The organism is Kribbella pittospori, from assembly GCF_004331465.1.
Lineage (GTDB): Bacteria > Actinomycetota > Actinomycetes > Propionibacteriales > Kribbellaceae > Kribbella > Kribbella pittospori.
On record NZ_SJKB01000009.1, the window covers coordinates 368238 to 389575 of the forward strand.

Annotated in this window: 15 protein-coding genes; 9 read left to right on the top strand and 6 right to left on the bottom strand. The window is 69.8% G+C overall.

What is annotated here, in order from left to right; all coding sequences use genetic code 11:
- Positions 1 to 150: 150 nt before the first annotated feature.
- The 4 genes from glgX to E0H73_RS28515 all read left to right on the top strand — a co-directional run bounded on the left by glgX (position 151) and on the right by E0H73_RS28515 (position 6777).
- Complete coding sequence (gene glgX / locus E0H73_RS28500; RefSeq protein WP_131361647.1) at positions 151 to 2268, top strand: glycogen debranching protein GlgX; 2118 nt, start codon at positions 151 to 153, stop codon at positions 2266 to 2268.
- Positions 2265 to 4694, top strand: coding sequence for a malto-oligosyltrehalose synthase (gene treY, locus E0H73_RS28505; RefSeq protein WP_131361648.1), 2430 nt, complete (start codon positions 2265 to 2267; stop codon positions 4692 to 4694). Before glgX ends, treY begins: the two co-directional genes overlap by 4 nt.
- Positions 4695 to 6422, top strand: a complete 1728-nt coding sequence (gene treZ, locus E0H73_RS28510) for a malto-oligosyltrehalose trehalohydrolase (RefSeq protein ID WP_131361649.1) — start codon at positions 4695 to 4697, stop codon at positions 6420 to 6422.
- Between the two features lie 157 nt (positions 6423 to 6579).
- The gene (locus E0H73_RS28515; RefSeq protein ID WP_131361650.1) at positions 6580 to 6777 is read left to right on the top strand and encodes a hypothetical protein; all 198 of its coding nucleotides are present in this window, start codon (positions 6580 to 6582) and stop codon (positions 6775 to 6777) included.
- Positions 6778 to 6903: 126 nt separating this feature from the next.
- On the opposite strand, the gene E0H73_RS28520 is transcribed toward E0H73_RS28515, so the two are convergent.
- The 6 genes from E0H73_RS28520 to E0H73_RS28545 all read right to left on the bottom strand — a co-directional run bounded on the left by E0H73_RS28520 (position 6904) and on the right by E0H73_RS28545 (position 15160).
- Positions 6904 to 9003, bottom strand: coding sequence for a transglutaminase TgpA family protein (locus tag E0H73_RS28520; RefSeq protein ID WP_131361651.1), 2100 nt, complete (start codon positions 9001 to 9003; stop codon positions 6904 to 6906).
- Positions 9000 to 10136 carry a DUF58 domain-containing protein gene (locus tag E0H73_RS28525; protein WP_131361652.1) on the bottom strand — a complete coding sequence of 379 codons (1137 nt, stop codon included), beginning with the start codon at positions 10134 to 10136 and terminating at the stop codon, positions 9000 to 9002. Before E0H73_RS28525 ends, E0H73_RS28520 begins: the two co-directional genes overlap by 4 nt.
- Before the next feature lie 4 nt (positions 10137 to 10140).
- Positions 10141 to 12165: a fibronectin type III domain-containing protein gene (locus E0H73_RS28530; protein ID WP_131361653.1), complete on the bottom strand. Its 2025-nt coding sequence runs from the start codon at positions 12163 to 12165 to the stop codon at positions 10141 to 10143.
- 1 nt (position 12166) lies between these two features.
- Positions 12167 to 13129, bottom strand: coding sequence for an AAA family ATPase (locus tag E0H73_RS28535; RefSeq protein ID WP_131361654.1), 963 nt, complete (start codon positions 13127 to 13129; stop codon positions 12167 to 12169).
- Positions 13130 to 13220: 91 nt separating this feature from the next.
- Positions 13221 to 14471 carry a sensor histidine kinase gene (locus E0H73_RS28540; protein ID WP_131361655.1) on the bottom strand — a complete coding sequence of 417 codons (1251 nt, stop codon included), beginning with the start codon at positions 14469 to 14471 and terminating at the stop codon, positions 13221 to 13223.
- An 8-nt stretch (positions 14472 to 14479) separates the two neighbouring features.
- Positions 14480 to 15160: a response regulator transcription factor gene (locus E0H73_RS28545; protein WP_131361656.1), complete on the bottom strand. Its 681-nt coding sequence runs from the start codon at positions 15158 to 15160 to the stop codon at positions 14480 to 14482.
- A gap of 51 nt (positions 15161 to 15211) precedes the next feature.
- Here E0H73_RS28545 and E0H73_RS28550 point away from each other — a divergent pair, with 51 nt between their 5' ends.
- The 5 genes from E0H73_RS28550 (at position 15212) to E0H73_RS28570 (ending at position 21323) form a co-directional block, all read left to right on the top strand.
- On the top strand, positions 15212 to 16837 hold the full coding sequence (locus E0H73_RS28550; RefSeq protein ID WP_165555851.1) for an AfsR/SARP family transcriptional regulator: 1626 nt from the start codon (positions 15212 to 15214) through the stop codon (positions 16835 to 16837).
- Positions 16834 to 18102, top strand: coding sequence for a hypothetical protein (locus tag E0H73_RS28555; protein ID WP_131361658.1), 1269 nt, complete (start codon positions 16834 to 16836; stop codon positions 18100 to 18102). The genes E0H73_RS28550 and E0H73_RS28555 overlap by 4 nt, the downstream gene beginning before the upstream one ends.
- Positions 18099 to 18746, top strand: a complete 648-nt coding sequence (locus E0H73_RS28560) for a helix-turn-helix transcriptional regulator (RefSeq protein ID WP_131361659.1) — start codon at positions 18099 to 18101, stop codon at positions 18744 to 18746. The genes E0H73_RS28555 and E0H73_RS28560 overlap by 4 nt, the downstream gene beginning before the upstream one ends.
- Before the next feature lie 5 nt (positions 18747 to 18751).
- Positions 18752 to 20392, top strand: coding sequence for a right-handed parallel beta-helix repeat-containing protein (locus tag E0H73_RS28565; RefSeq protein WP_238164339.1), 1641 nt, complete (start codon positions 18752 to 18754; stop codon positions 20390 to 20392).
- 112 nt (positions 20393 to 20504) lie between these two features.
- On the top strand, positions 20505 to 21323 hold the full coding sequence (locus tag E0H73_RS28570) for an SAM-dependent methyltransferase (protein WP_131361661.1): 819 nt from the start codon (positions 20505 to 20507) through the stop codon (positions 21321 to 21323).
- Positions 21324 to 21338: the final 15 nt, after the last annotated feature.

Here is a 21338-nt window from a genome sequence, read left to right on the forward strand (position 1 = left end):
TCAAAAGGCGTTCCGCGCTGACCGGATCCCGGAATTGTCAAGACCTGGTGAGAAAGCTACAGCTTGTTGCAAAGGCGTGTCGGAGAGCTACCGATGATCGAGGTACCCCGGCCTGGCGTGTCCGGGGGTGGAGGTGGCTACTGTCGTCGGGTGCAGAAATGGCCTGGTCGTCCTTACCCTCTCGGTGCCACCTACGACGGCGCCGGGACCAACTTCGCTGTGTTCTCGGAGGTAGCGGAACGAGTGGACCTGGCCCTGGTCGCCGACGACGGGACCGAGCAGCTGGTCCAGCTGACCGAGGTGGACGGGTTCGTCTGGCACGCCTTCCTGCCGGCGGTCCAGCCTGGACAGCGGTACGGGTTCCGCGTGCACGGCCCGTACAACCCGGCCGAGGGCGACCGGTGCAACCCGTCCAAGCTGCTGCTGGATCCGTACGCGAAGGCCATCGACGGACAGATCGACGGTGACGAGTCGCTGTTCAGCTACCGGTTCGGCAACCCGGACGAGCTGAACACGATGGACAACCGCGAGCACACCATGCTGTCGGTGGTGACGAACCCGTTCTTCGACTGGGGCAACGACCGGCCGCCGGAGCACGCCTACCACCAGACGGTCATCTACGAGGCGCACGTGAAGGGCCTGACCAAGACCCACCCGGCGCTGCCGGAGGACATCCGCGGCACGTACGCCGGGATCGGGCACCCGGCGATCGTCGAGCACCTCAAGGAGCTCGGGGTGTCGGCGATCGAGCTGATGCCGATCCACCAGTTCGCCCAGGACGGCCACCTGCAGGAGCTCGGCCTGTCGAACTACTGGGGTTACAACACCATCGGCTTCTTCGCACCGCACAACGACTACGCGGCCGGCGGCACCCGCGGTCAGCAGGTGACCGAGTTCAAGACGATGGTGAAGGCGCTGCACGAGGCGGACATCGAGGTCATCCTCGACGTGGTCTACAACCACACCGCGGAGGGCAACGAGTTCGGTCCGACCCTGTCGTTCAAGGGCATCGACAACGCGGCGTACTACCGGCTGGTGGACGCGGACAAGCGGCACTACTACGACACCACCGGCACTGGGAACAGCCTGCTGATGCGGCATCCGCACGTGCTGCAGCTGATCATGGACTCGCTGCGCTACTGGGTCACCGAGATGCATGTCGACGGCTTCCGCTTCGACCTGGCCGCCACCCTGGCCCGCCAGTTCCACGAGGTCGACCGGCTGTCGGCGTTCTTCGACCTGGTCCAGCAGGACCCGGTGGTGAGCCAGGTGAAGCTGATCGCCGAGCCGTGGGACGTCGGCGACGGCGGCTACCAGGTCGGCAACTTCCCGCCGCTGTGGACGGAGTGGAACGGGAAGTTCCGCGACACCGTGCGGGACTTCTGGCGTGGCGAGAAGTACACGCTGGCCGAGTTCGCGTCCCGCCTGACCGGGTCGTCGGACCTGTACCAGGACGACAGCCGCCGGCCGCTGGCGAGCATCAACTTCATCACCGCGCACGACGGCTTCACGCTGCGCGACCTGGTCTCGTACAACGACAAGCACAACGAGGCGAACGGCGAGGGCGGCAACGACGGCGAGAGCCACAACCGCTCCTGGAACTGCGGTGTCGAGGGTGAGACCGACGATGCCGAAGTACTCGAGCTGAGGGGCAGACAGCAGCGCAACTTCCTCACCACGCTGCTGATCTCGCAGGGCGTTCCGATGATCGCCCACGGCGACGAGCTCGGCCGGACCCAGCGCGGCAACAACAACGTCTACTGCCAGGACAACGAGATCGCCTGGGTGGACTGGGAGCTCGCCGATCCGCAGAAGGATCTGCTGGAGTTCACCAGCCTGCTGGTCAAGCTGCGCAACAACCACCCGGTCCTGCGCCGCCGCCGCTTCTTCCACGGTGACACCGGTGTCGACGGCCTCGGCGACCTGGTCTGGTTCACCCCGATGGGCACCGAGATGCAGAACGGCGACTGGCAGCGTGACGACGCCCGCGCGATCGCGGTGTTCCTGAACGGCGACGCGATCTCCGAGCCGGACCAGCGCGGTGAGCCGGTGGTGGACGACTCGTTCCTGGTCCTGCTGAACAGCGACTACGAGCCGCAGGACTTCCTGCTCCCGCCCAAGAAGTACGGCGAGAACTGGACGGTGGTCGTGGACACGACGACACCGCAGGGTGGTACCAGCGACGAGCCGCATGCCGCCGGCAGCACAGTGCGGCTGGAGGCGCGCAGCACGCTCGTCCTGACGCGCCCGAGGCAGGCTGCGGGATGACAGCGCTGATACCTTCCCCACCCTACCGCCCCGGTCAGGGCCCGCAGGCCACCTACCGACTGCAGTTGCACGCCGGTTTCGGGTTCGACGACGCCGCCACGGTGGTCCCGTACCTGCAGGGCCTCGGGATCTCCCACGCGTACCTCTCCCCGATCCTCCAGGCCGCGCCCGGCTCCACCCACGGGTACGACGTGGTGGACCACAGCCGGCTGTCCGACGCGGCCGGTGGCCGTCCCGCCTTCGACCGGCTGGCGGCACGGCTGCACGACCATCGCATGGGCGCGGTGGCGGACGTCGTACCGAATCATGTGGCGGTGCCGACGCCTGCCCGGCTCAACAAGGCGCTGTGGTCGGTGCTGCGGGACGGACCGGCGTCGCCGTACGCCGAGTGGTTCGACGTCGACTGGGGTGCGGGGAACCAGCCGTTGCTGATGGCTGTGCTGGGTCAGCGGATCGGCAGGGTGCTCGCGGACGGCGAGTTGTCGATCGACGGCGACGTACTGCGGTACTACGAGCATGAGTACCCACTGCGGCCGGGCACCGAGGACCTGCCGCTCGAGGAGCTGGTGACCGAGCAGTGGTACCGCCTCGCGCACTGGCGGGTGGCGGACGAGGAGCTGAACTACCGGCGGTTCTTCGACGTGGACACGCTGGCCGCCGTACGCGTGGAGACTCAGGAGGTCTTCGAAGCGACGCATGAGCTGCTGCTGGAGTTGCTGCACGAGGGCGAGCTCAACGGCTTTCGCATCGACCATCCGGACGGACTCGCCGATCCACGCGGGTACCTGCGCCGGCTGGCCGAGCGGACCGGTGGCGCGTGGGTCGTGGTGGAGAAGATCCTCGAAGGCGATGAGGAGCTGCCACGCGACTGGCCCTGCGCAGGCACCACGGGGTACGACGCGCTGCTCCGCGTCGGCGGTCTGTTCGTCGACCCTGCGGGTGCAGCGCCGCTGTCTGCCCTCCACTCCGAGCTGACCGGTGAGCCTGCCGACTTCGCGCCCGTCGTGGAGCAGGCGAAGCGCGAGATCGTCCAGCACGGGCAGTACGCCGAAGTGCACCGGCTGGTCGAGTTGCTGGCTCGCATCTGCCAGGACGACGTACGGCTGCGTGACCACACGCGGCGCGCGTTCCATGAAGTGGTCGTCGAACTGCTGGTCCACTTCGACATCTACCGGGCGTACGTCATCCCGGGGGAGCCGGCGTCGCCGACGGCAGTGCAGGCGCTGGAGCGGGCTGCTGAGAAGGCGAGGGAGAATCTCGACGACGACCGGAGGGAGACGCTGGACGTCGTCCTGCATCTGCTGCTGGGTCGAGAGACGAGCCGGATCGACGAGCACGCGCGGCACGAGCTGATCGTCCGGTTCCAGCAGACCTGTGGCCCGGTGATGGCGAAGGGCGTCGAGGACACCGCGTTCTACCGATGGTTCCGGCTGACATCGCTGAACGAGGTCGGTGGGGATCCGGAGCACTTCGGCGTGACACCGGAGGAGTTCCACGCGTTCGCGGCCCGGCTGAACCAGCATTGGCCGAAGACGATGACCACACTGTCCACCCACGACACCAAGCGGTCCGAGGACGTGCGTGCGCGTCTCGGTGTGCTGTCCGAGCAGCCTGCGGCCTGGTCGGAGGCGGTGCGCGAGTGGCGTCGGCTGTCTGAGGACCACCGGAGCCCGCTGCTCGACGGCAGCACGGAGTACCTGTTCTGGCAGACCCTCTTCGGCACCTGGGACGACGGACCGCTGCCCGAGGATCGGGTGCAGGCCTATCTGCTCAAGGCGATCCGCGAAGCGAAGCGCCACACCACCTGGACCTCACCGGACGAGGAGTACGAGCAGGCCGTCGCCGCCTTCGCCACCGCGATCCTGGCCGACTCCACAGTGCTCGACTCGGTACGACGCTTTGCCGCCAACCAAGCCGGATTCGTCCGGGCGGCGACACTCGGCCAGAAGCTGGTGCAGCTGACGATGCCGGGCGTACCGGATGTGTACCAGGGCACCGAGGTGGTCGACTTGTCGCTGGTGGACCCGGACAACCGGCGGCCGGTGGACTACGAGGACCGGATCGCCCGGTTGCTGCGGCTGGACGAGGGCGGCAAGCCGGACGACCTGTCCGACGAGAAGCTGCTGGTCACCTCGCGAGCACTCCGCATCCGCAGGCAGTACCCGGAGGCCTTCGCGGGCAGCTACACCCCACTGCCGACGTCCAACGGTCACGCCGTTGCCTTCGCGAGAGGAGACGCGGTGATCACGGTGGCGACCCGGCTGCCGGCCGCTCTGCATCGCCTGGGCGGTTGGGGCGACAGCACAGTGGTCCTGCCGAGCGGCCAGTGGAAGAACGTGTTGACCGGCCGCGAGGTGGGTAGTGGTGCAGCCCGGATCCACGAGCTGTTGGAGGACCTCCCGGTGGCCCTGCTCGTAAGGAGCTGAATGCACACCTTCCGCGTCTGGGCGCCGAGTGCGTCGTCGGTCGACCTGGTGTTGCGCGACGGCGTACTGCCCCTGCGTTGGGCAGCAGACGGCTGGTGGACGCGGGACGTGGTCGAGGCACATCACGGGACCGACTATGCGTTCGCCGTCGACGGCAGCGAGCCGCTCGCAGATCCGCGGAGTCCGTGGCAGCCCGACGGTGTGCACGGTTTCAGCCGGGTCTTCGACGAGGAAGGCTTCCGCTGGACCGACGACGACTGGATCGGCCGGGACGTACGCGGCTCGGTGTTCTACGAGCTGCACATCGGGACCTTCACTCTGGAAGGGACCCTGGACGCGGCCGCCGACCATCTGGACTACCTGGTGGCCCTGGGCGTCGAGGTCGTCTCGCTGATGCCCGTCGCCGCCTTCCCCGGCCGCCACGGCTGGGGGTACGACGGTGTGGACCTCTACGCCGTTCACGAGCCGTACGGCGGGCCTGAGGCCCTGCAGCGGTTCGTCAACCGATGTCACGAGGTCGGTCTGGCTGTCTGCCTCGACGTCGTCTACAACCACCTCGGTCCGAGCGGGAACCGCCTGGACATGTTCGGCCCGTACTTCACCGACCGGCACTCCACACCGTGGGGCCGGGCGGTCAACCTGGACGACACCGGGAGCACCGAGGTACGGCGGTGGATCTGCGACAACGCCCTGCGGTGGTTCCGGTCGTTCCACATCGACGCTCTGCGGCTGGACGCCGTACATGCGCTGGCTGACGAGAGTCCGACGCACCTGCTCGCGCAGCTGTCGGCGGAGACCGCGGAGTTGTCGCGGCAGCTCGGACGGCCACTCGGTCTGGTGGCGGAGTCGGACCTGAACGACCCGCGGATGGTGGAGCCGGTGGCCGAGGGCGGTCTGGGGATGACCGCGCAGTGGAGCGACGACTTCCACCATGCACTGCACACGCTGCTGACCGGCGAACGAGCCGGGTACTACGTGGACTTCGGTGAGCCGGGTGTGTTCGCCAAGACGCTCACCCAGGTGTTTCTGCACGATGGGTCGTACTCGACGTTCCGTGGCAAGGACTGGGGTCACCCGGTCGACCCGACCAAGCACCGCGGCCATGAGTTCCTCGCGTACACGTCGAATCACGACCAGGTCGGCAACCGTGCGCTGGGCGACCGGCCCGCGCTGACCCCGGGCCAGCTCGCGATCGGCGCGGCTCTGGTGATCACGTCGCCGTACACGCCGATGCTGTTCATGGGCGAGGAGTGGGGAGCGTCGACGCCGTGGCGCTACTTCACCGACCACGACGAGCCGAAGCTGGCCGAGGCGGTCCGGAGCGGCCGGCGGCGGGAGTTCGCGGAGCACGGCTGGAACGCCGACGAGATCCCGGACCCACAGGATCCGGCGACGTGGCGTGGTTCGGTCCTTGACTGGACGGAGGTCGACGAACCGCCGCACCGCGAGCTGCTGGCTTGGTACCGCGATCTGCTCGCCCTCCGTGCCCGCACCCCGGACCTGCGCGACGACCGGCTTGGGTCGGTCGGCATCGCATACGACGCCGATGGGGGCTGGATCGTGGTCACGCGGGGCCGGTTGCGGGTCGTGGTGAATCTGGCCGCAACCGAGTTGGTGGTCCCGGTCGACGGCGTACCGACGTACCAGCTGATGGCGTTCCTGCCGGCCGAACCGGTCGGCGAGGGCGTCCGGTTGGCGGGTCACGGCGTCGCGATCGTCACCGTCTGAGACTTTCGAACGCCCCTATTTCCGGCGCAATCCAACACAACCGGGCGTTCGAGCCTGTTCGTCGATGGTGATTTCCGGGATCGCTTGCCTCCGGCGCCCTGGAGGCGGACCGTGTAACCGCCAGGGGTGTAGCCGGGGGGTTGACGGGAGGATCTGGATGACAGTCGGAGGCGTCGACACTTACTACGACTACGAAGAGAAGCAGTGGAAGAGCCGGCGGCTGGGAGGCGGACCGATCCGCCGTGGCCCGGTGTGCCCGGCCCCACGAACCGCTGACCACGCGGTACACGAATCACCCCGCGAGCGGCATCCGGCCGGTCGCGACCACGAGAAGACCACGACCGCCCTCGCCTGAGGAACCGGGCTGACACACCGGTGACAGGGCCCGCCAGATCAGGTCACCGACAGCAGCCGGAAGTCACCACAGCGGCCGTCGTGCCGGAACCCGACGGCCGCTGCGGGCTGTGTCAACCGGGCCGTCTCAACTTCGGAACAGCGTCCGCAGTTCGAGCGAGGCCTGGAGCCGATCCATCCACGGCCGGGAACGCAGAGCCTTGCGGAGCTCACGCACGCCCTCCCAAGCCTGCTGACTGAGTTCCCCACCGGTCGGCCCACCCGACCACAAGGCATGGTCGACCGCCCGCGCGACCCGACTCAGTGCCGGCTCGGTCCCCGGTAGTTCCCGGGCCGCATTGGCAAGGTCCCGGACCGTCATACCGGCCGTCACCGGCACGCCGTGCGCTCGCAGCCGATCCCGCGCCTCGGCCCAGGCACCAACGACCGCCGCGCTGCCAGTACGACGCCTGCGCCGCAACGCCCGCACCGACTTCCACAGCGGTACGCCGGCCAGCCAGACCAGCAGCAACAAGGCGGATCCGAGGAAGATCCAGAGCGCGGACACGCGAGGCTTCCAGGTCGGACCGGAGCCACCGTCATCGGTCGGCGGCGGCACATCCGGATCCTTGATCTGGCTCACCGGCGGTACGGCGGCTCGCGCCTGGTTGGTGATGTCATCGATCGACCCGGCCACCGCGGTGTTGCCGGTCGCGGCGTTCTCGGCCGGGTCGAGCGGCCACCAACCGATGCCCTCGACGGCGACCTCGGGCCACGCGAACGCATCCCGGTTGCGGACGGTGTAGTAGTTGTCCGCGTCGGGCGTGGCCGGCGCGCGGAAGCCGACCACGAGCCGGGCCGGGATGCCGGCGAGCCGGGCCAGGGCGACGTACCCGGCGGCGAACTGCTCGCTCGTGCCGGGCGCGTGGTCGACCAGGAACTTCTTCAACTGCGGCCAGCCGTAGCCGGTCGGCAGCGTGGTCCCGACCGCCTGCTTGTAGTTCGTCCGCATGTACGTCTCTAGCGCGATCGCGGTCGAGAACGTCGCCCGCCGGCCCTGCAACGGATTGAGGTCCGCGACCTCGGGCGGCACCGGCCCGAGGCCGTCGAGGCCACCGGGAGCACTCCCGTCGACACCGGCCGACAGCAGGTACGCCGCGTCGATCGACGTCGGCCGGGACCAGGTCAGGTCGTAGTGCCCCGGCTGCTCCGGCACCATCAGCGAGCTGCCGATCGGCTCGACCTGCGGATCGGTCACTCCGCTGACAGTTGCCGGGAGCAACTGTGCGGGCAGCCACGGACCGTCCAGGTCGTCGAGGACGACGGTCGCGCGCTCGGTCGTCGTCGGCACCTGGATCTCCGGACCGGGCGTGAGCTCGGAGCCCATCCGCAGGAACGGGTGGTCGGTGGTCCAGCCCGCGCCGTCGAAGTCGTCCAGCGCGACCTGGCGCCAGCGGTCGACCGGCTGCGAGGCCTTGTACCGGAACACCACGTCGTCCCGTCGCTGCGGGAGCATCCGGCTGCCGAGCTCGTCCAACGGACTCGGCCACCGCGTCCCCGAGACGGTCGCCGACTGCACCTTCTGCAGCGAGTACGGCGTACGTCCGGCCGGATCGAGCGTGCTCACGACCAGCCCGCAGACGATCGCGACGACGGTGACCGCGGCGGTCGCCGCCCAGGGCGCGATCCGCCGGTACTCCATCCCGTCGGGGATCAGCAAGGCGATCACGATCAGCCCGTGGCCGACGGCGATCAGTACGGCGGCCCATCCGTCGGCGGCGATGTACAACTGGCTGACGCCGACAACGCCCAGACCCGGGAGGAGCGCCACCAGTGGTGGGGCTCGATCGAGCAACTCCACCGCGAGCAGGCAGGCCACCAACGTGAGCAGCGGGACGAAGACGACCAGCTCCGGATCGGGCCGGGCCGGCCATGTCGACTCCAACGTCAGGCGCCACGACGTAAGCCCGTGTCCGAGCGTGCGGATCGACTCGAGGGTCGGCAGTCCGGCAACGGTAGTTGCCCGAAGCACCGTTTCGACGATGGCCAGGCAGCCGGCAACGACCACAAGCAACGGCCGCCAGGCCGCAAGGGCGGGCCACTGCCGGCAAGCCTCTGCGACCAGGAAGGTGACCACGCACACCGCGACCACCGGCAGCCACACATGCCCGAGCCCGAACACCGGCCCGAAACACAGACCACCGATCAGTACGCCGGCCAGCACGGCGAGGGTCCGTCGCCGGTTCACTGCAGCACTCCTGTCCACTGCTGAAGGGCTTCCGAGGCCGTGGTCGCGAGGATGACCTTGGCGCCGGAGATCGGTGCGACGCCCTGGGCCGGGCCGAGGCCGAGCACGGTGACGGACGAGTAGCGGGTGAGCAGCGGTGCGAGCTCGGACGCCGAGCCGCGGGCTCCGGTGACCACGACGATCGCACCACCGGCCGACGTCCCGGTGGTAAGTGCCGGGGGCAACAGTCCGCCCTTGTCGTCGTGCTGATCGACCACGCACAGCTCGTCGAGGAACAGACGGGACGCGGTCGCACCACCAGGCGCCGCATGATCGGCGCCCGCCGTGGTGACCAGTCGGCAGCGGTGGCCGGCCGTGGACGCCGCGAACAGGATCGACGCGGCCACCTCGGTCGCTTCCTCAAAGGTTGCTGAAGACAACGGTTCGCGGCGGGTGTCGAGCAATACCGTGAGCCGCGGCTGGTCCGGATCGGCGTAGTCGCGAACCATCAGCTGTCCGGTCCGCGCCGTCGCCTTCCAATGCAGGTGCCGCACCTCGTCACCGATCACGTACGGGCGTACGTCGCGCAGATCGGCCGATCCACGCAGCGAGTCGTCCGCGGTCCGGCCGATGTGGTGATGCCGCGGCCGACCAGCCACGACGGTCTTGGTGGGATGCCGCTTCGGATGCACCCACAGCGTCGCGACCTCACCCGTGGCCTTGCTGTTCCGGGCGAGACCCAACGGGTCACGTCGTTCCAGGGTCAGCGGCCCGACAGCGATCTTGCCGCGCCGCGACGTCGGCAACTCATACCGGTACGTCGCCTCGCTGCCGGGACCCAGGCGCCGGATCCGGACCTCTTGGCGTTCGTCACCGGCCGAGTCCTGCGCGGCGAACGACGCCTGCCAGCGCGTGCCCTCGTTCCGCACCCGCAGCGTGGCCAGCGCCGGGCGGCCGCGCTCGACCCGGTCCGGCGACAGCACCCGCTGCACCGTCACCTGCGGCTGCCGCACGGTCAGCACGGTTGCCGCGATCAACGCTCCCAGTCCGATCCCGGCCAGCGCCCGGAACACGGCGTACCCGGCGAACTCACCCAGCAGGTAGACGGCGATCGAGCCGACCAGTACCGCAATCCCGCGCCCCGTTAGTCGCACGCCGTCACCCGCTCGTCCAGGTGACGGAGTTGGACCGGTAGGGCCCACCAGGGCCGGTCGCGATCACGTACACCTTCTGGCCGACCTTCGAGTTGTGGAACTTGTTCTGCTCGAAGTTGCCGTCGTCGTCGGTGCGCAGGTCGAACCCACCCTTGTGCATCTCGATGTCGTTGGCGTAGGCGCTGAAGTGGTACGTGGTGTCCGGCTCGAACCCGCTCGCCATCAGATAGATGTAGGCGCAGTCGTCCTGCGTCCCCTCCGGGCAGTTCGAGTCCTCGTACTCCGACACCTCATCGCCACGCCTGATCCGGAGCGTGCCCGATCCGCTGGGGGCACCGGCCGTCGCCGTGATCGTCCCCGGCGTACCGATCAGCAGTTCGCCGTCGGTCCCGCGGGTGACGACCCTGACCTGGAAGGTGTACGACTTGCCATTGGTCAGCCCGTTCCAGGTGTAGCTGGTGCTGGTGGTCGTCTCGGGATCGCTGTCCTGGACGACGCTGTAGCTGACGAACGTGCCGCCGTTCAGGTTCGGCCGCTTCCAGGTCAGCGTCACCGCCTCGTCCGACGGCGTCGCCCGCAGCCCGGTCGGCGCTGCGGCAGGCGTCGCCTTCAGCGGCGGCTTCGGAGTCGTCGGTTTCGGCGTCGGTTTCGGGGTGGGCTTAGGCGGTGGTGTTGTCTTCGGTGGCGGCTCGGTCCGTTGCGGTGGATCCGTGCGCTCCGGCTTGCCGGGCTTGTGCTCGTCGCCGTCGTCGGGTCCGCGGGTCGGCTCGGTGTTCTGCGGCGGCTCAGGCTGCGTCGGCTCGGTCGAAGGCGGTGTCGAGGGTGGAGTCGACGGCGGTGTGGAAGGTGGCGGCGTACTTTCCTTGCTCTCCGGCGGTGCGGTCTTCTCCGGCATCACCGGACCGGTCGCGGCGACCTCGGTCACCTCGCCGTCGTCGTCCACCACCATCACGTGTTCGCCCGCGACGCTGTCGACGTACAGGCGCTTGTCGGCGCCCCGGAACAGGCCGGGGGCCTCGTCCTTGCTCCGCGGGGCTCCTGCCGAAGGCGGCGGGATCTGCAGGACGGACTTCTCCTTGCCGTCGGCGGTCAGCGTCACCAGCTTGCCGGACTTGGAGTCGATCAGGGCCACGCCGTTGCCGGACGAGGCGACCTGCGAGTACTTGCCCGGCGGCAGCTTCCGCGCGACCGGCGCGGCGGGTTCACGGTCGCCGACGACCGCTCGGGCGTCGATCAAGTGCAGCTCTCCGGCGGCCGGGTCGACGATCGCGATCCGGCCGCTCACGTCGTACGGCGCGACGATCGACTCCGGGGTGAGCGGGACGTTCGGGATCGGGACGGTACGGCCGAAGCCGTCGACTCCCACCACCCGCAGTTCGCGCGCGGTGGTGTCCACGAAGACAACTTGGTCGTCGACGACAGTCAGTGCGCCGGTGTGCCCGCTGGTCAGCTCGGCCGGACAGGACAGCCGATCCGCCTGCAGTGGCAGCTGGCAGAGTTCGCGGCTGGTCAGTCGATGCACCCACAGCGTCCCGTTCGAGGTGACGACAGGTGGTCCGAGGGAGCCTCCGCCCGGAATCGTCACCGGGTTGGAGCTCAGCCGGCTGATCGCTCCGGCCTGCCGGTACACGGCGAACGCCGCACCAGGAGCCTCGAGCGCAGTGGGCTGCTCGTCCGACGGCGCCGGCACCGGGTCGGCCACCTTCAGGTCGGACTTCCCGAACTCGGTGATGCCGCCGCGGGACAGCATGAAGCCCTGCGTGTCGGTCTGCACCGTGCGCACACCCGGGCCGAGACCCGGGACAGCGACCTGCCCGTCGATGTTCTTGGTGCCGCCGTCGATGTGGAAGACGGTCCCGAGCAGGCTGTTGTAGATCAGATGACCGGACTGGACGAACTTCATCCCGGCCGTTTCCGCCCCCGCACCGGTCACGGCCAGCGTCGTCGCCACCACGCAGACCGTCACGACCCCGGCCAGCGCAGCCCGCGACCGCAGCGCCTCGCGCCGGAAGATCGCCTGGATGTTCACGTCAGCCCGCGCTCGCTCCGGCCATCGGCGCCGGAGTCGCGGCCAGTACTTCGTCCACGACGGACGACGGTGGTCGCTGGCTCAGCTCGGCGTCCGGAGTGAGGACGAGCCGGTGCGCGAGGACCGGTTGCGCCACCTGCTTCACGTCGTCCGGCGTGGTGAACGCACGGCCGTCCGTCGCGGCGAAGGCGCGGGCGGCCCGGACCAGGGCGATGCTCCCTCGTGGACTGGCGCCGTACCGGACCGCGGTGTGCTCGCGGGTGGCGGCCGCGAGCTTGACGGCGTACGAGCTGATCGCGGGATCGACGTGGACCGAGCGGACCGCCGCGATCGCGTTCCGCAGCGCAGGTACGTCGACCACCGGGCTGAGCGAGTCCGGCCCGATCCGCCCGGTGTCGCCGAGCACGATCCGGACCTCGGCGTCGTGGTCGGGGTACCCGATCTCGATCCGCATCAGAAACCGGTCCAGTTGCGCCTCGGGCAGCCGGTAGGTGCCCTCCATCTCGATCGGGTTCTGGGTGCCGATGACCAGGAACGGGTCGGGCACGGCGCGGGTGTTCGAGTCGACCGTGACCCGGCGCTCGGCCATCACCTCGAGCAGTGCGGACTGCGTCTTCGGCGTACCGCGGTTGATCTCGTCGGCGACCACCACGTTGGCGAAGATGCCGCCCGGGTGGAACTCGAACGTCTCGGTGCCCTGGTGGTAGACCATCACGCCGGTGATGTCGCCGGGCAGCAGGTCGGGCGTGAACTGGATCCGGTTCCAGCTCGCGTCGATGCTGCGGGCAATACAGCGGGCCAGCGTGGTCTTGCCCAGCCCGGGCACGTCCTCGATCAACAGATGCCCCTCGGCGAACAGCGCGGTCAGCGCCAGCCGGATCACCTCAGGCTTGCCGTGGATCACCTTCGCCAGATTGTCCGCCACCAGCCGATAGGCCTCGCCAGGCGGAATCGTTGCGCTCATCAAGTTCTCCCCAGGTGTTCGCCAGACTGCACCGAGTGACACTACCTAGTCGTGGTCCAGCCGCCGTACAGAACTGGTCCAGGCTGGTTCACTACTGCGAGGTAGGCAAATGGAACTCGAAGATCGCCCCGCCCTCGTCGGCGTTGTAGACCTTCAGATCACCGCCATGGGCCAGCGCGACCCAGCGGACGATGGGCAGGCCCAGGCCGGTCGAGCCGCCGCCGCTGTTGAACCGCTCGAACAGATCCTCGCCGGCTGTGGGGTCGATGCCCGGGCCCTGGTCGGCGACCGTGACCCGGCCGTCGGCGACCGTGACGGTGACGATCGCCTGGTCCGCCCCCGGCGTCCGGCCGTGGCGCATCGCGTTGTCCAGAAGGTTGCCGATGGCCCGCTGCAGCAGGGTGGGATCGGCCCGCACCATGCTCGGCGCCGACACAAGTGAGATCCGGGCGCCGTCGGTGGGGAGATCCTCGACCACGCCGGCGACCAGCTGGTCGAGCCAGACCGGCTGCATCGCCAGCTGTTCCACACCGGACGCCAGCCGGGCCCGGACGAGCAGTCCGTCGATGATGTCGCCCATCCGGCCGGCCAGCCGCACGGTCCGCGGCAGCAGCTCCGCGCGCTGCTCCGGATCCCGGGCCGCTGTCTCGGCCAGGGCCCGGAGCCCTGCGATCGGTGAGCGCAGGTCGTGCGCGGTGTCGGCCAGCAACGACTCCTGCTGTTCGAGCGCCTCCATGGCCGGGCGGATCGCGCGGCCGGACAGCCAGTAGCTCACGAGTGCCGCCGCGACGATCAGCAGGACGCAGACGGCCAGGATCACGATCACCAGTCGCTGGTGGCTGGTCAGCTGGTCGTCGGTGTCCATCCAGGCGACGACAGCACCGACAGGCTGGCCACTCGTGTTCGTGAACGGGGCGACGTTCACCCGGATCGGGTCGCCGTTCTGGGCCTTCCGGTCGGCGAACAGGGTGGAGCCGGTGGATACCGACTGGGTGGCGAGGTCGTCCAGCACCTTGCGGTCGACCGGGGTGCAGTTGAGAGCGCTGAAGTGCTCCTTGAACGCCGGCGCGCCGCCCGGCAGGATCGCGAACTGCGGGCAGTGCGCGTTCAGCGGATCCTTGCTGACCCTGGCGAAGACCAGAGCGCCGCTGTCGTCGAGCAGCCGCAGGGCCGGTGCGGTGACGACGGTCAGCTTGTTGTCGATCTCCGCCGTACCGCGTTGCGCGTCCAGACCGATCACGATCGGCGCCAGGATGAGCAGGCCGACCGTGTTCGCGACGGTGAACAGCGCGGTCAGCCACCAGCGGAGCCGGCGCAGCCGGTCGGCAGCGGGGCCCCTCATCCCGCGCTTCACCGGGCGCGGTCCGGGTCGAGCAGCCGGTAGCCCTGGCCGCGGACCGCCTGGATCAGGTCGGGCCCACCACGCAACTGCTTGCGCAGCCGGGTGACCGTCGCGGCGAGAACGTTCGACGACGTCGACTCCGCGCCGACGTCCCAGCAGTGCTCGATCAACTCGGCGTACCGGATCAGCTGCTCGGGCCGGGCCATCAGGTACTCCAGCACGGCGAACTCCTTCGGTCGTAGCGTCACCAGGACGCCGGCCCGGCTGACCTCTCCCCGGGCGCTGTTCAGCTCCACGTTGGCGTACCGCAGGATCGAGGGCCGGATGGTGGGACCGCGGCGGCTCAGGCTGATCACGCGCACGATCAGCTCCTGCACCGCGAACGGCTTGACCAGGTAGTCGTCACCGCCGTACTCGAAGCCGTCCACCCGGTCGGCCACCGTGGCCATCGCGGTCAGGAACAGAACCGGAACCGCCCAGCCGTCCTCGCGGCGGCGGCGGACGTAGTCGATCGAGTCGCCGTCCGGCAGCATCCGGTCGAACACGACGCAGTCGTAGGAGTTCACGAACAGCGCCTCGTCGGCCGTCGCGAGGTCACCGGCCAGATCGACCGCCAGGTTCGCCGACTTCAGCGCGGCCGGCACCGCCACCTGCAGTTCGACGTCGTCCTCTACCACCAGTACGCGCACGGGGTTCCTCGTGTCATCGAAATGTCATCGTCAACCCGGATCGTATGTGTCATGAACGGTCACTCAGCGCACTCGGTGCCATCCCGGCCGGCCCCGAACCAGGCGCCGGTCGAGATGCCGGTCGCCTTCCGGGTGCTGGGTCCGTTGGAGGCCGACGGCCCGGACGGACGCCCGCTCGACGTCTGCGGCGGCAAGCCCGCCACCGTCCTGACGCTGCTCCTGCTGCACCGCAACGCCTGGGTCAGCACCGAGCAGCTGATCGACGCCGTCTGGGCCGGACGGGACATCCCCGCCTCGGCCCAGAACAACCTCAAGACCTACGTCTGGCAGCTCCGCCGCGCCCTTCCCGAGGAGCGGATCGAGAGCCGGCCGGGCGCCTACCGGGTCCGCGTGCTCCCGGGCGAACTGGACGCCGACGTCGCCGCCGGACTCTGCGACGAGGCGCGAGAGCTTCTCACCGCCGGTGCCGCCGGCAAGGCGATCGTGGTGGTCCAGCGTGCCCTCAGCCTGTGGCGCGGCTGCCCGTACGACGGCCTGGACGCCGACGCCACCTCCGCTGTGGACCGGCTCACCGAGCTGCACCGGTCGCTGCGCGAGGACCTGGCCGACGCCCAGCTCGCGCTCGACCGGCCTGCCGAGGCGATCGCCGTACTGCGGGCGCTCACCGAGGAGGAGCCGCTGCGCGAGCTGGCCTGGGCGCGGCTGATGGCGGCGTACCGCCGGACGGGACGCCGGCACGACGCGCTGGCGGCGTACCAGCGAGCGCGGACCGCACTGGTCCGCGACCTCGGCATCGAGCCGGGCGCCGAGCTGACGGCGCTGCACCAGCAGATCCTGAGCGAGGAGGCGCCGCGGCTGGTAACGCCGCCGGTGAGCTCGAACCTGCCGCCCCGGATTCCGGGCTTCGTAGGCCGGACCGCCGAGCTGCTGTCGCTGCGTGGCGCCACGGGGGTCGTCACGATCGACGGTATGCCGGGCATCGGCAAGACCGCCTTCGCGCTCGAGGCCGCCGCCGGCTCCGGTCAGGAGAACCAGGTGTACGTCGACGTCACCGAACCAACGTCCTTGCCGCAGGCAACAGGGCTGCTGATCCTGGACAACGTCGAGCACGCCGACCAGGTACGGCGCCTGCTGCCGAACGACCCGAGTGCGCTGGTGTTGGTGATCAGCCGCCATCGGCTCACCGGCCTGGATCGGACCGGCGCGATCACCCTCGACGTCCTGGCGCCTGAGGAGGCCGAGCAGCTCACGGACGTCGAGCAGGTGCTCCGTGCGGCCAACGGTCATCCCGCCGCGATCCGGCACCTGGTCGAGCGGCTGCGCAACCGGCAGCCGTGGACCGCGGCCCGGCTGGCCGCGCAGCTCGACGACCCGACCTCCCGGTGTCGCGCGCTGGCCGACGTACTGGCTCACTTCGATGCGGCGTACTACTCCCTCCCGGGTCCCGTGCAGCGGTTTTACCGGCTCGTCGGGACGACCCCGCAGTTCGATCTGCGCCGGGCCGCTCGGCTCGCCGGAGTCAGCCAGGACGAGGTCGAGCCGATGGTCGACCAGCTGATGGACCTCAACTTGGTCGCGGAGCCGGCTCCCGGCAGGTTCGTGCTGCTCCCGGTTGTGCGCGACCACGCCCAGCAGTTGCTGGTCGCCACCGAACCCAAGGCCGAGCTGGTCGCATGAGGCCGCAGAGCACCGCCGCAACCGCCGCGCCCGTGGCGCGTGAGCACGTCACCTCCGGAGCGCCTGCCAGTACGGCGGTCCCGCAGGCGACCGCTATCGGTGTGCCGCTCGCTCAGCCCGGCTACACATTGCCCAAGGCACCTGCTCCGGTGACGGTCGCAGCACCTGCTCCCGCGAGCCGTCCGGTGCTCGTGTCGCAACCGCCGGCCGTCGAACCGGCCGCCGACGTGGTCGAGCCGCCGGACCGGGCGATCCGGGTCGGCCAGATCGTCTGCTGGCAGCTCGCGGTCGTCGCGATCGGCGCCGCGACCGCGGGCACGCGGACCGTACTGATCCTCACCTCTCTTGCCGCCGTGTCGCTGGTGCTGCTGACCGCGATCCGGATCCGCGGCGTCTGGCTGTACCGCTGGGCCGCCGTACTGCTCGTCTTCCTGGGCCGGCGGCGCCGGATCGACCTCGGTAAAGGCGTTGCGATCAACTTGGTCAGCGCGTTTCACGGCCGGACGACCGTCGACGCGGTGGTCGTCCGCGACCAGCCGTACGGGATGCTCAGCCGTCCGACGGGCGCGAGTGTCGCTCTACGGCTCGGACCGGACGCGCAGCATCAGGTGCTCGACAACCTCGGGTCACTGGCGGAGGCCGAGCACCCCACCGACGTCGCCGTGCAACTCGTCCTGCACACCGGCGTCAAGCAGAACCAGCCGCCACGCGCCTGGATCGCGGTCGCCGCCGAACGCACGCCGGACATCGCCACCGACGACCAACTCCGGCAGGTGCTCGCCAACACGGTCCGCCGGCTGGTCCGCCGGTTCGACCGCGAGCAGGTGGAGTCCCTGCCCCTCGACGAGACCGACGTACTCGCGTCGCTGGGCGCGCTCGCCCACGCGAACGCCGGCCGCGGCCGGATCCACGAACGCTGGTCGACCTGGGCCTGCGGCCCGGTGCAGCAGCTGTGTGTCCGGCTGACCGGTTCCGCATTCTTGCCCGCAGCGACTGTCCGGGCGCTGGCCGCCACCCTGCTCGGCACCGGTACCGGCGCCGCCCAAACGCTCGCCGTCACGGTGACGACGGGCGCCGGCCGCACCACCCCGATCCGCCACGACGTCGTCCTGCGACTGGCCGCTTCGCATCCGGCCACGCTCGACACGGCGTACTCCATCCTCACCACGCTCGCCCGGTCCTTCGGGGTCGAGCCTGAACGCCTCGACGGGCGGCACGCCACCGGCGTCGCCGCCACCCTACCTCTGGGGGTCCCCCTCTCATGACTGTCACGATGTTGAACCGGCCGACCGGTTTCCACCAGATCCCTGCCCTCGGCGGTGTCGCCGAGTTGCTGGCCGCGGCCGAGGACGAGGTGATCGCGATGAGCGACCTCACCACGGCCGGGCCCGCCTTCGGCCCGCGCGACGTCCGGCCCGGCCTGCGCTACCGGGCGATCTACCCCGACACCGCCCGGACCGCGCCGAACGCCTGCCGGCACCTCGGTGCGTTGTCGCTGGCCGGCGTCGCCGTCCGGACCGTGCCGCTGATGCCGATGAACGCGCTGGTCATCGACGGCTCGATCGCCGTACTGCCCGCCGACACCGCGAACGGCAGTGTCGCCGTACTCCGGTTGTCCAGCGTGGTCACCACGGTCGTTGAACTGTTCGAGCGCGTCTGGCCGGACGCCGTACCGCTGGCCGACCGTGATCTGCCCGGCGACACCGACCTGTCCCTGCGCGAGCAGGAGATGCTCCGCCTGCTGTCGCTGGGCGCGACCGACGAGGTGGCCGCGGCCCAGCTGGACATCTCGGTCCGGACGGTACGGCGGATGGTCGCGCAGATCATGCACCGGCTCGGCGCTCGCAGCCGGTTCCAGGCCGGCGTGAAGGCCGCCGACCGCGGCTGGTTGCTGGAACGGGCGAGCTGATGCCCGTGCCGACCCGCGTGCTGACGGTCGCCGCGGACCGTCCCGGCGCCTATCCGACCATCGGCTCCGCTCTGCTCGAGGCGCCCGACGGAGCCACGGTCGCGATCGCCGCCGGGACGTACGCGGAGACGCTCGAACTCACCGGCCGCTCGGTCACGCTGCAGGCGGAGGACGGCGCCGAGGTCGTCCTGGACGGCTCCGGTGCCGACTGGCCGACTGTCCGTGCTGTCGACGGCTCACTGACCCTGCGCGGTCTCGTCGTACGGGCGCTGGACCACTTCGCGATCTCCGTCGACCGGACCGAGCTCACCGTGGAGCAGTGCACGGTGACCGGTCGGACCCGGTCGGCGATCAGCGTGCACGCCAGTACGGCGTTCACCGTCGATCGCTGCACGGTGAGCGGCGCCGAAACCGGCATCGTGGTCGAAGGGGCGAGCGGGCAGATCCTGGACACCACCGTTCGGGAGATCTCAGGTGACGGCATCGTCGTCGGGCTGGGCGCGGACCCGCTGATCCGCGGCTGCACGATCACCACCTGCGGCGGCCGCGGCGTGTACGTCTACCAGTACAGCCGCCCGGAGCTGACCGACACCGAGATCGCCAACACCGGCACCGAGGGAGTCGGCGTCGCCCACGGCAGTACGCCGGTTGTCCGCCGGGTCACCGTGCACGACACCCGCGGGCCGGCGATCACCTTCGCGCCGGGCTGCGGTGGGACGGTCGAAGCATTGCGCCCGTCGAACACGGCCGAGCCGGCGTTGCTGCTGGCGGACGGTGTCACGGTCGAGGTGATCGACGCGAGCCAGGCGGCGGCGTCCGGCGGTGGCCAGGTCGACGAGTTGCTCGGTGAACTGGACCAGATGGTCGGGCTGCCCGGCGTGAAGGCGGAGGTCCGTGGCCTGGTGGACGAGATCCAGGTCGACGAGTGGCGTCGTACCGCTGGACTGTCGGTCGGCGCGGTCAGTCACCACCTGATCTTCGCGGGTGCGCCGGGGACCGGGAAGACCACGGTCGCACGGCTCTACGGCAAGTTGCTGAAGGCGCTCGGCGTCCTGCCGAAGGGTGGATTCACCGAGGTGTCGCGGCGGGACCTGGTCGGGCAGTACATCGGGCACACCGCGGAGAAGACGGCGCAGGTGTTCGAGAAGTCGCTCGGCGGGGTGCTGTTCATCGACGAGGCCTACACGCTGTCCCGGTCGGCCGGCAACGGCGGCGACTTCGGCCAAGAGGCCATCGACGCGCTGGTCAAGCTGATGGAGGACCACCGCGACGAGATCGCGATCATCGTGGCCGGGTACACCGCGGAGATGGACGACTTCCTGGCCGCCAACCCGGGGCTGGCGTCCCGGTTCTCCAAGACCGTCGAGTTCGAGAACTACAGCCCGTCCGAGCTGCTCCGGATCACCGGCCGAATGGTTGCCGGAGGCGACTATCAGCTCGATCCCGCGGCCGGTCCGCCGCTCACGTCGTACTTCGACCGGATCGCGCACGGAGCCAACTTCGGCAACGCCCGGGAGGCGCGCCGGCTGGTCGAGGGGATGCGCAAGGCGCAGTCCCAGCGGTTGCGCGCATTGGGCCGGATGCCGACGACGGACGAGTTGCGTTCGCTGCTGCCGGACGACGTACAGGTCGCGGCCGGCAGCTGAAACGGTTCGGCAGGACAAGAGCTGGATAAGACTGGCCGGGGGCCGGAGCGGGGTAGTTCCGGGGTCGCATAGAGTGACTGGGGTCACCACCGGATCGGAAGGACCCGCCGCGATGGCCGATGCAGACAAGCAGGGAAAGCGCTCGTACGCGGAGTTCGATGTGAGCAGGCCGAGCATCGCCCGCACCTACGACTACCTGCTCGGCGGCAAGGACAACTTCGCCGTCGACCGCGCCTTCGGGGACCGGTTCATCACGGAGTTGCCCGGTTCGGCGGTGATCGCGCACGACAACCGCGGGGCGCTGGTCCGGGCGGTCCAGCAGATCATCACCCACACGCCGGTCCGGCAGTTCATCGACCTGGGCAGCGGCCTGCCGACGGCGGACAACGTCCACCAGGTCGCGCAGCGGTACGTGCCCGACGCGAAGGTCGTGTACGTCGACAGCGACCCGATCGTGCTCGCCCACGGCCGCGCTCTGCTGGCCGAGAACGAGAACACCACCGTGATCCAGGCCGACCTGCGTGAGCCGAAGGCGATCTACGAGCACCCGGACACCAAGGCGCTGATCGACTTCGGCCGGCCGGTCGGGATCATCTTCAGCGCGACGCTGCACCACGTGAACGACGACGAGGACCCGGCCGCTCTGGTCCGGTTCTGGTACGACCGGATCGCCTCCGGCAGTCACGTCTTCATCAGCCACTTCCGCAGCGAGAACGACCCGCGCAGCCAGGAGTTGGAGCAGGTCCTGCAGGGCTCGCTCGGCCGCGGCCGCTGGCGCACCGACGAGCAGATCCTCGCGCTGTACGGCGACGGCTTCACCGTGCTCGAGCCCGGCCTGGTCCCGGCGGTCAAGTGGCGCAACCGCGAGCCCGTCGAGGAGCTCACCGACTACCAGCCGCTGATCGCCGCCGTCCTCGCGGTCAAGGACTGAGCGGTCAAGGACTGA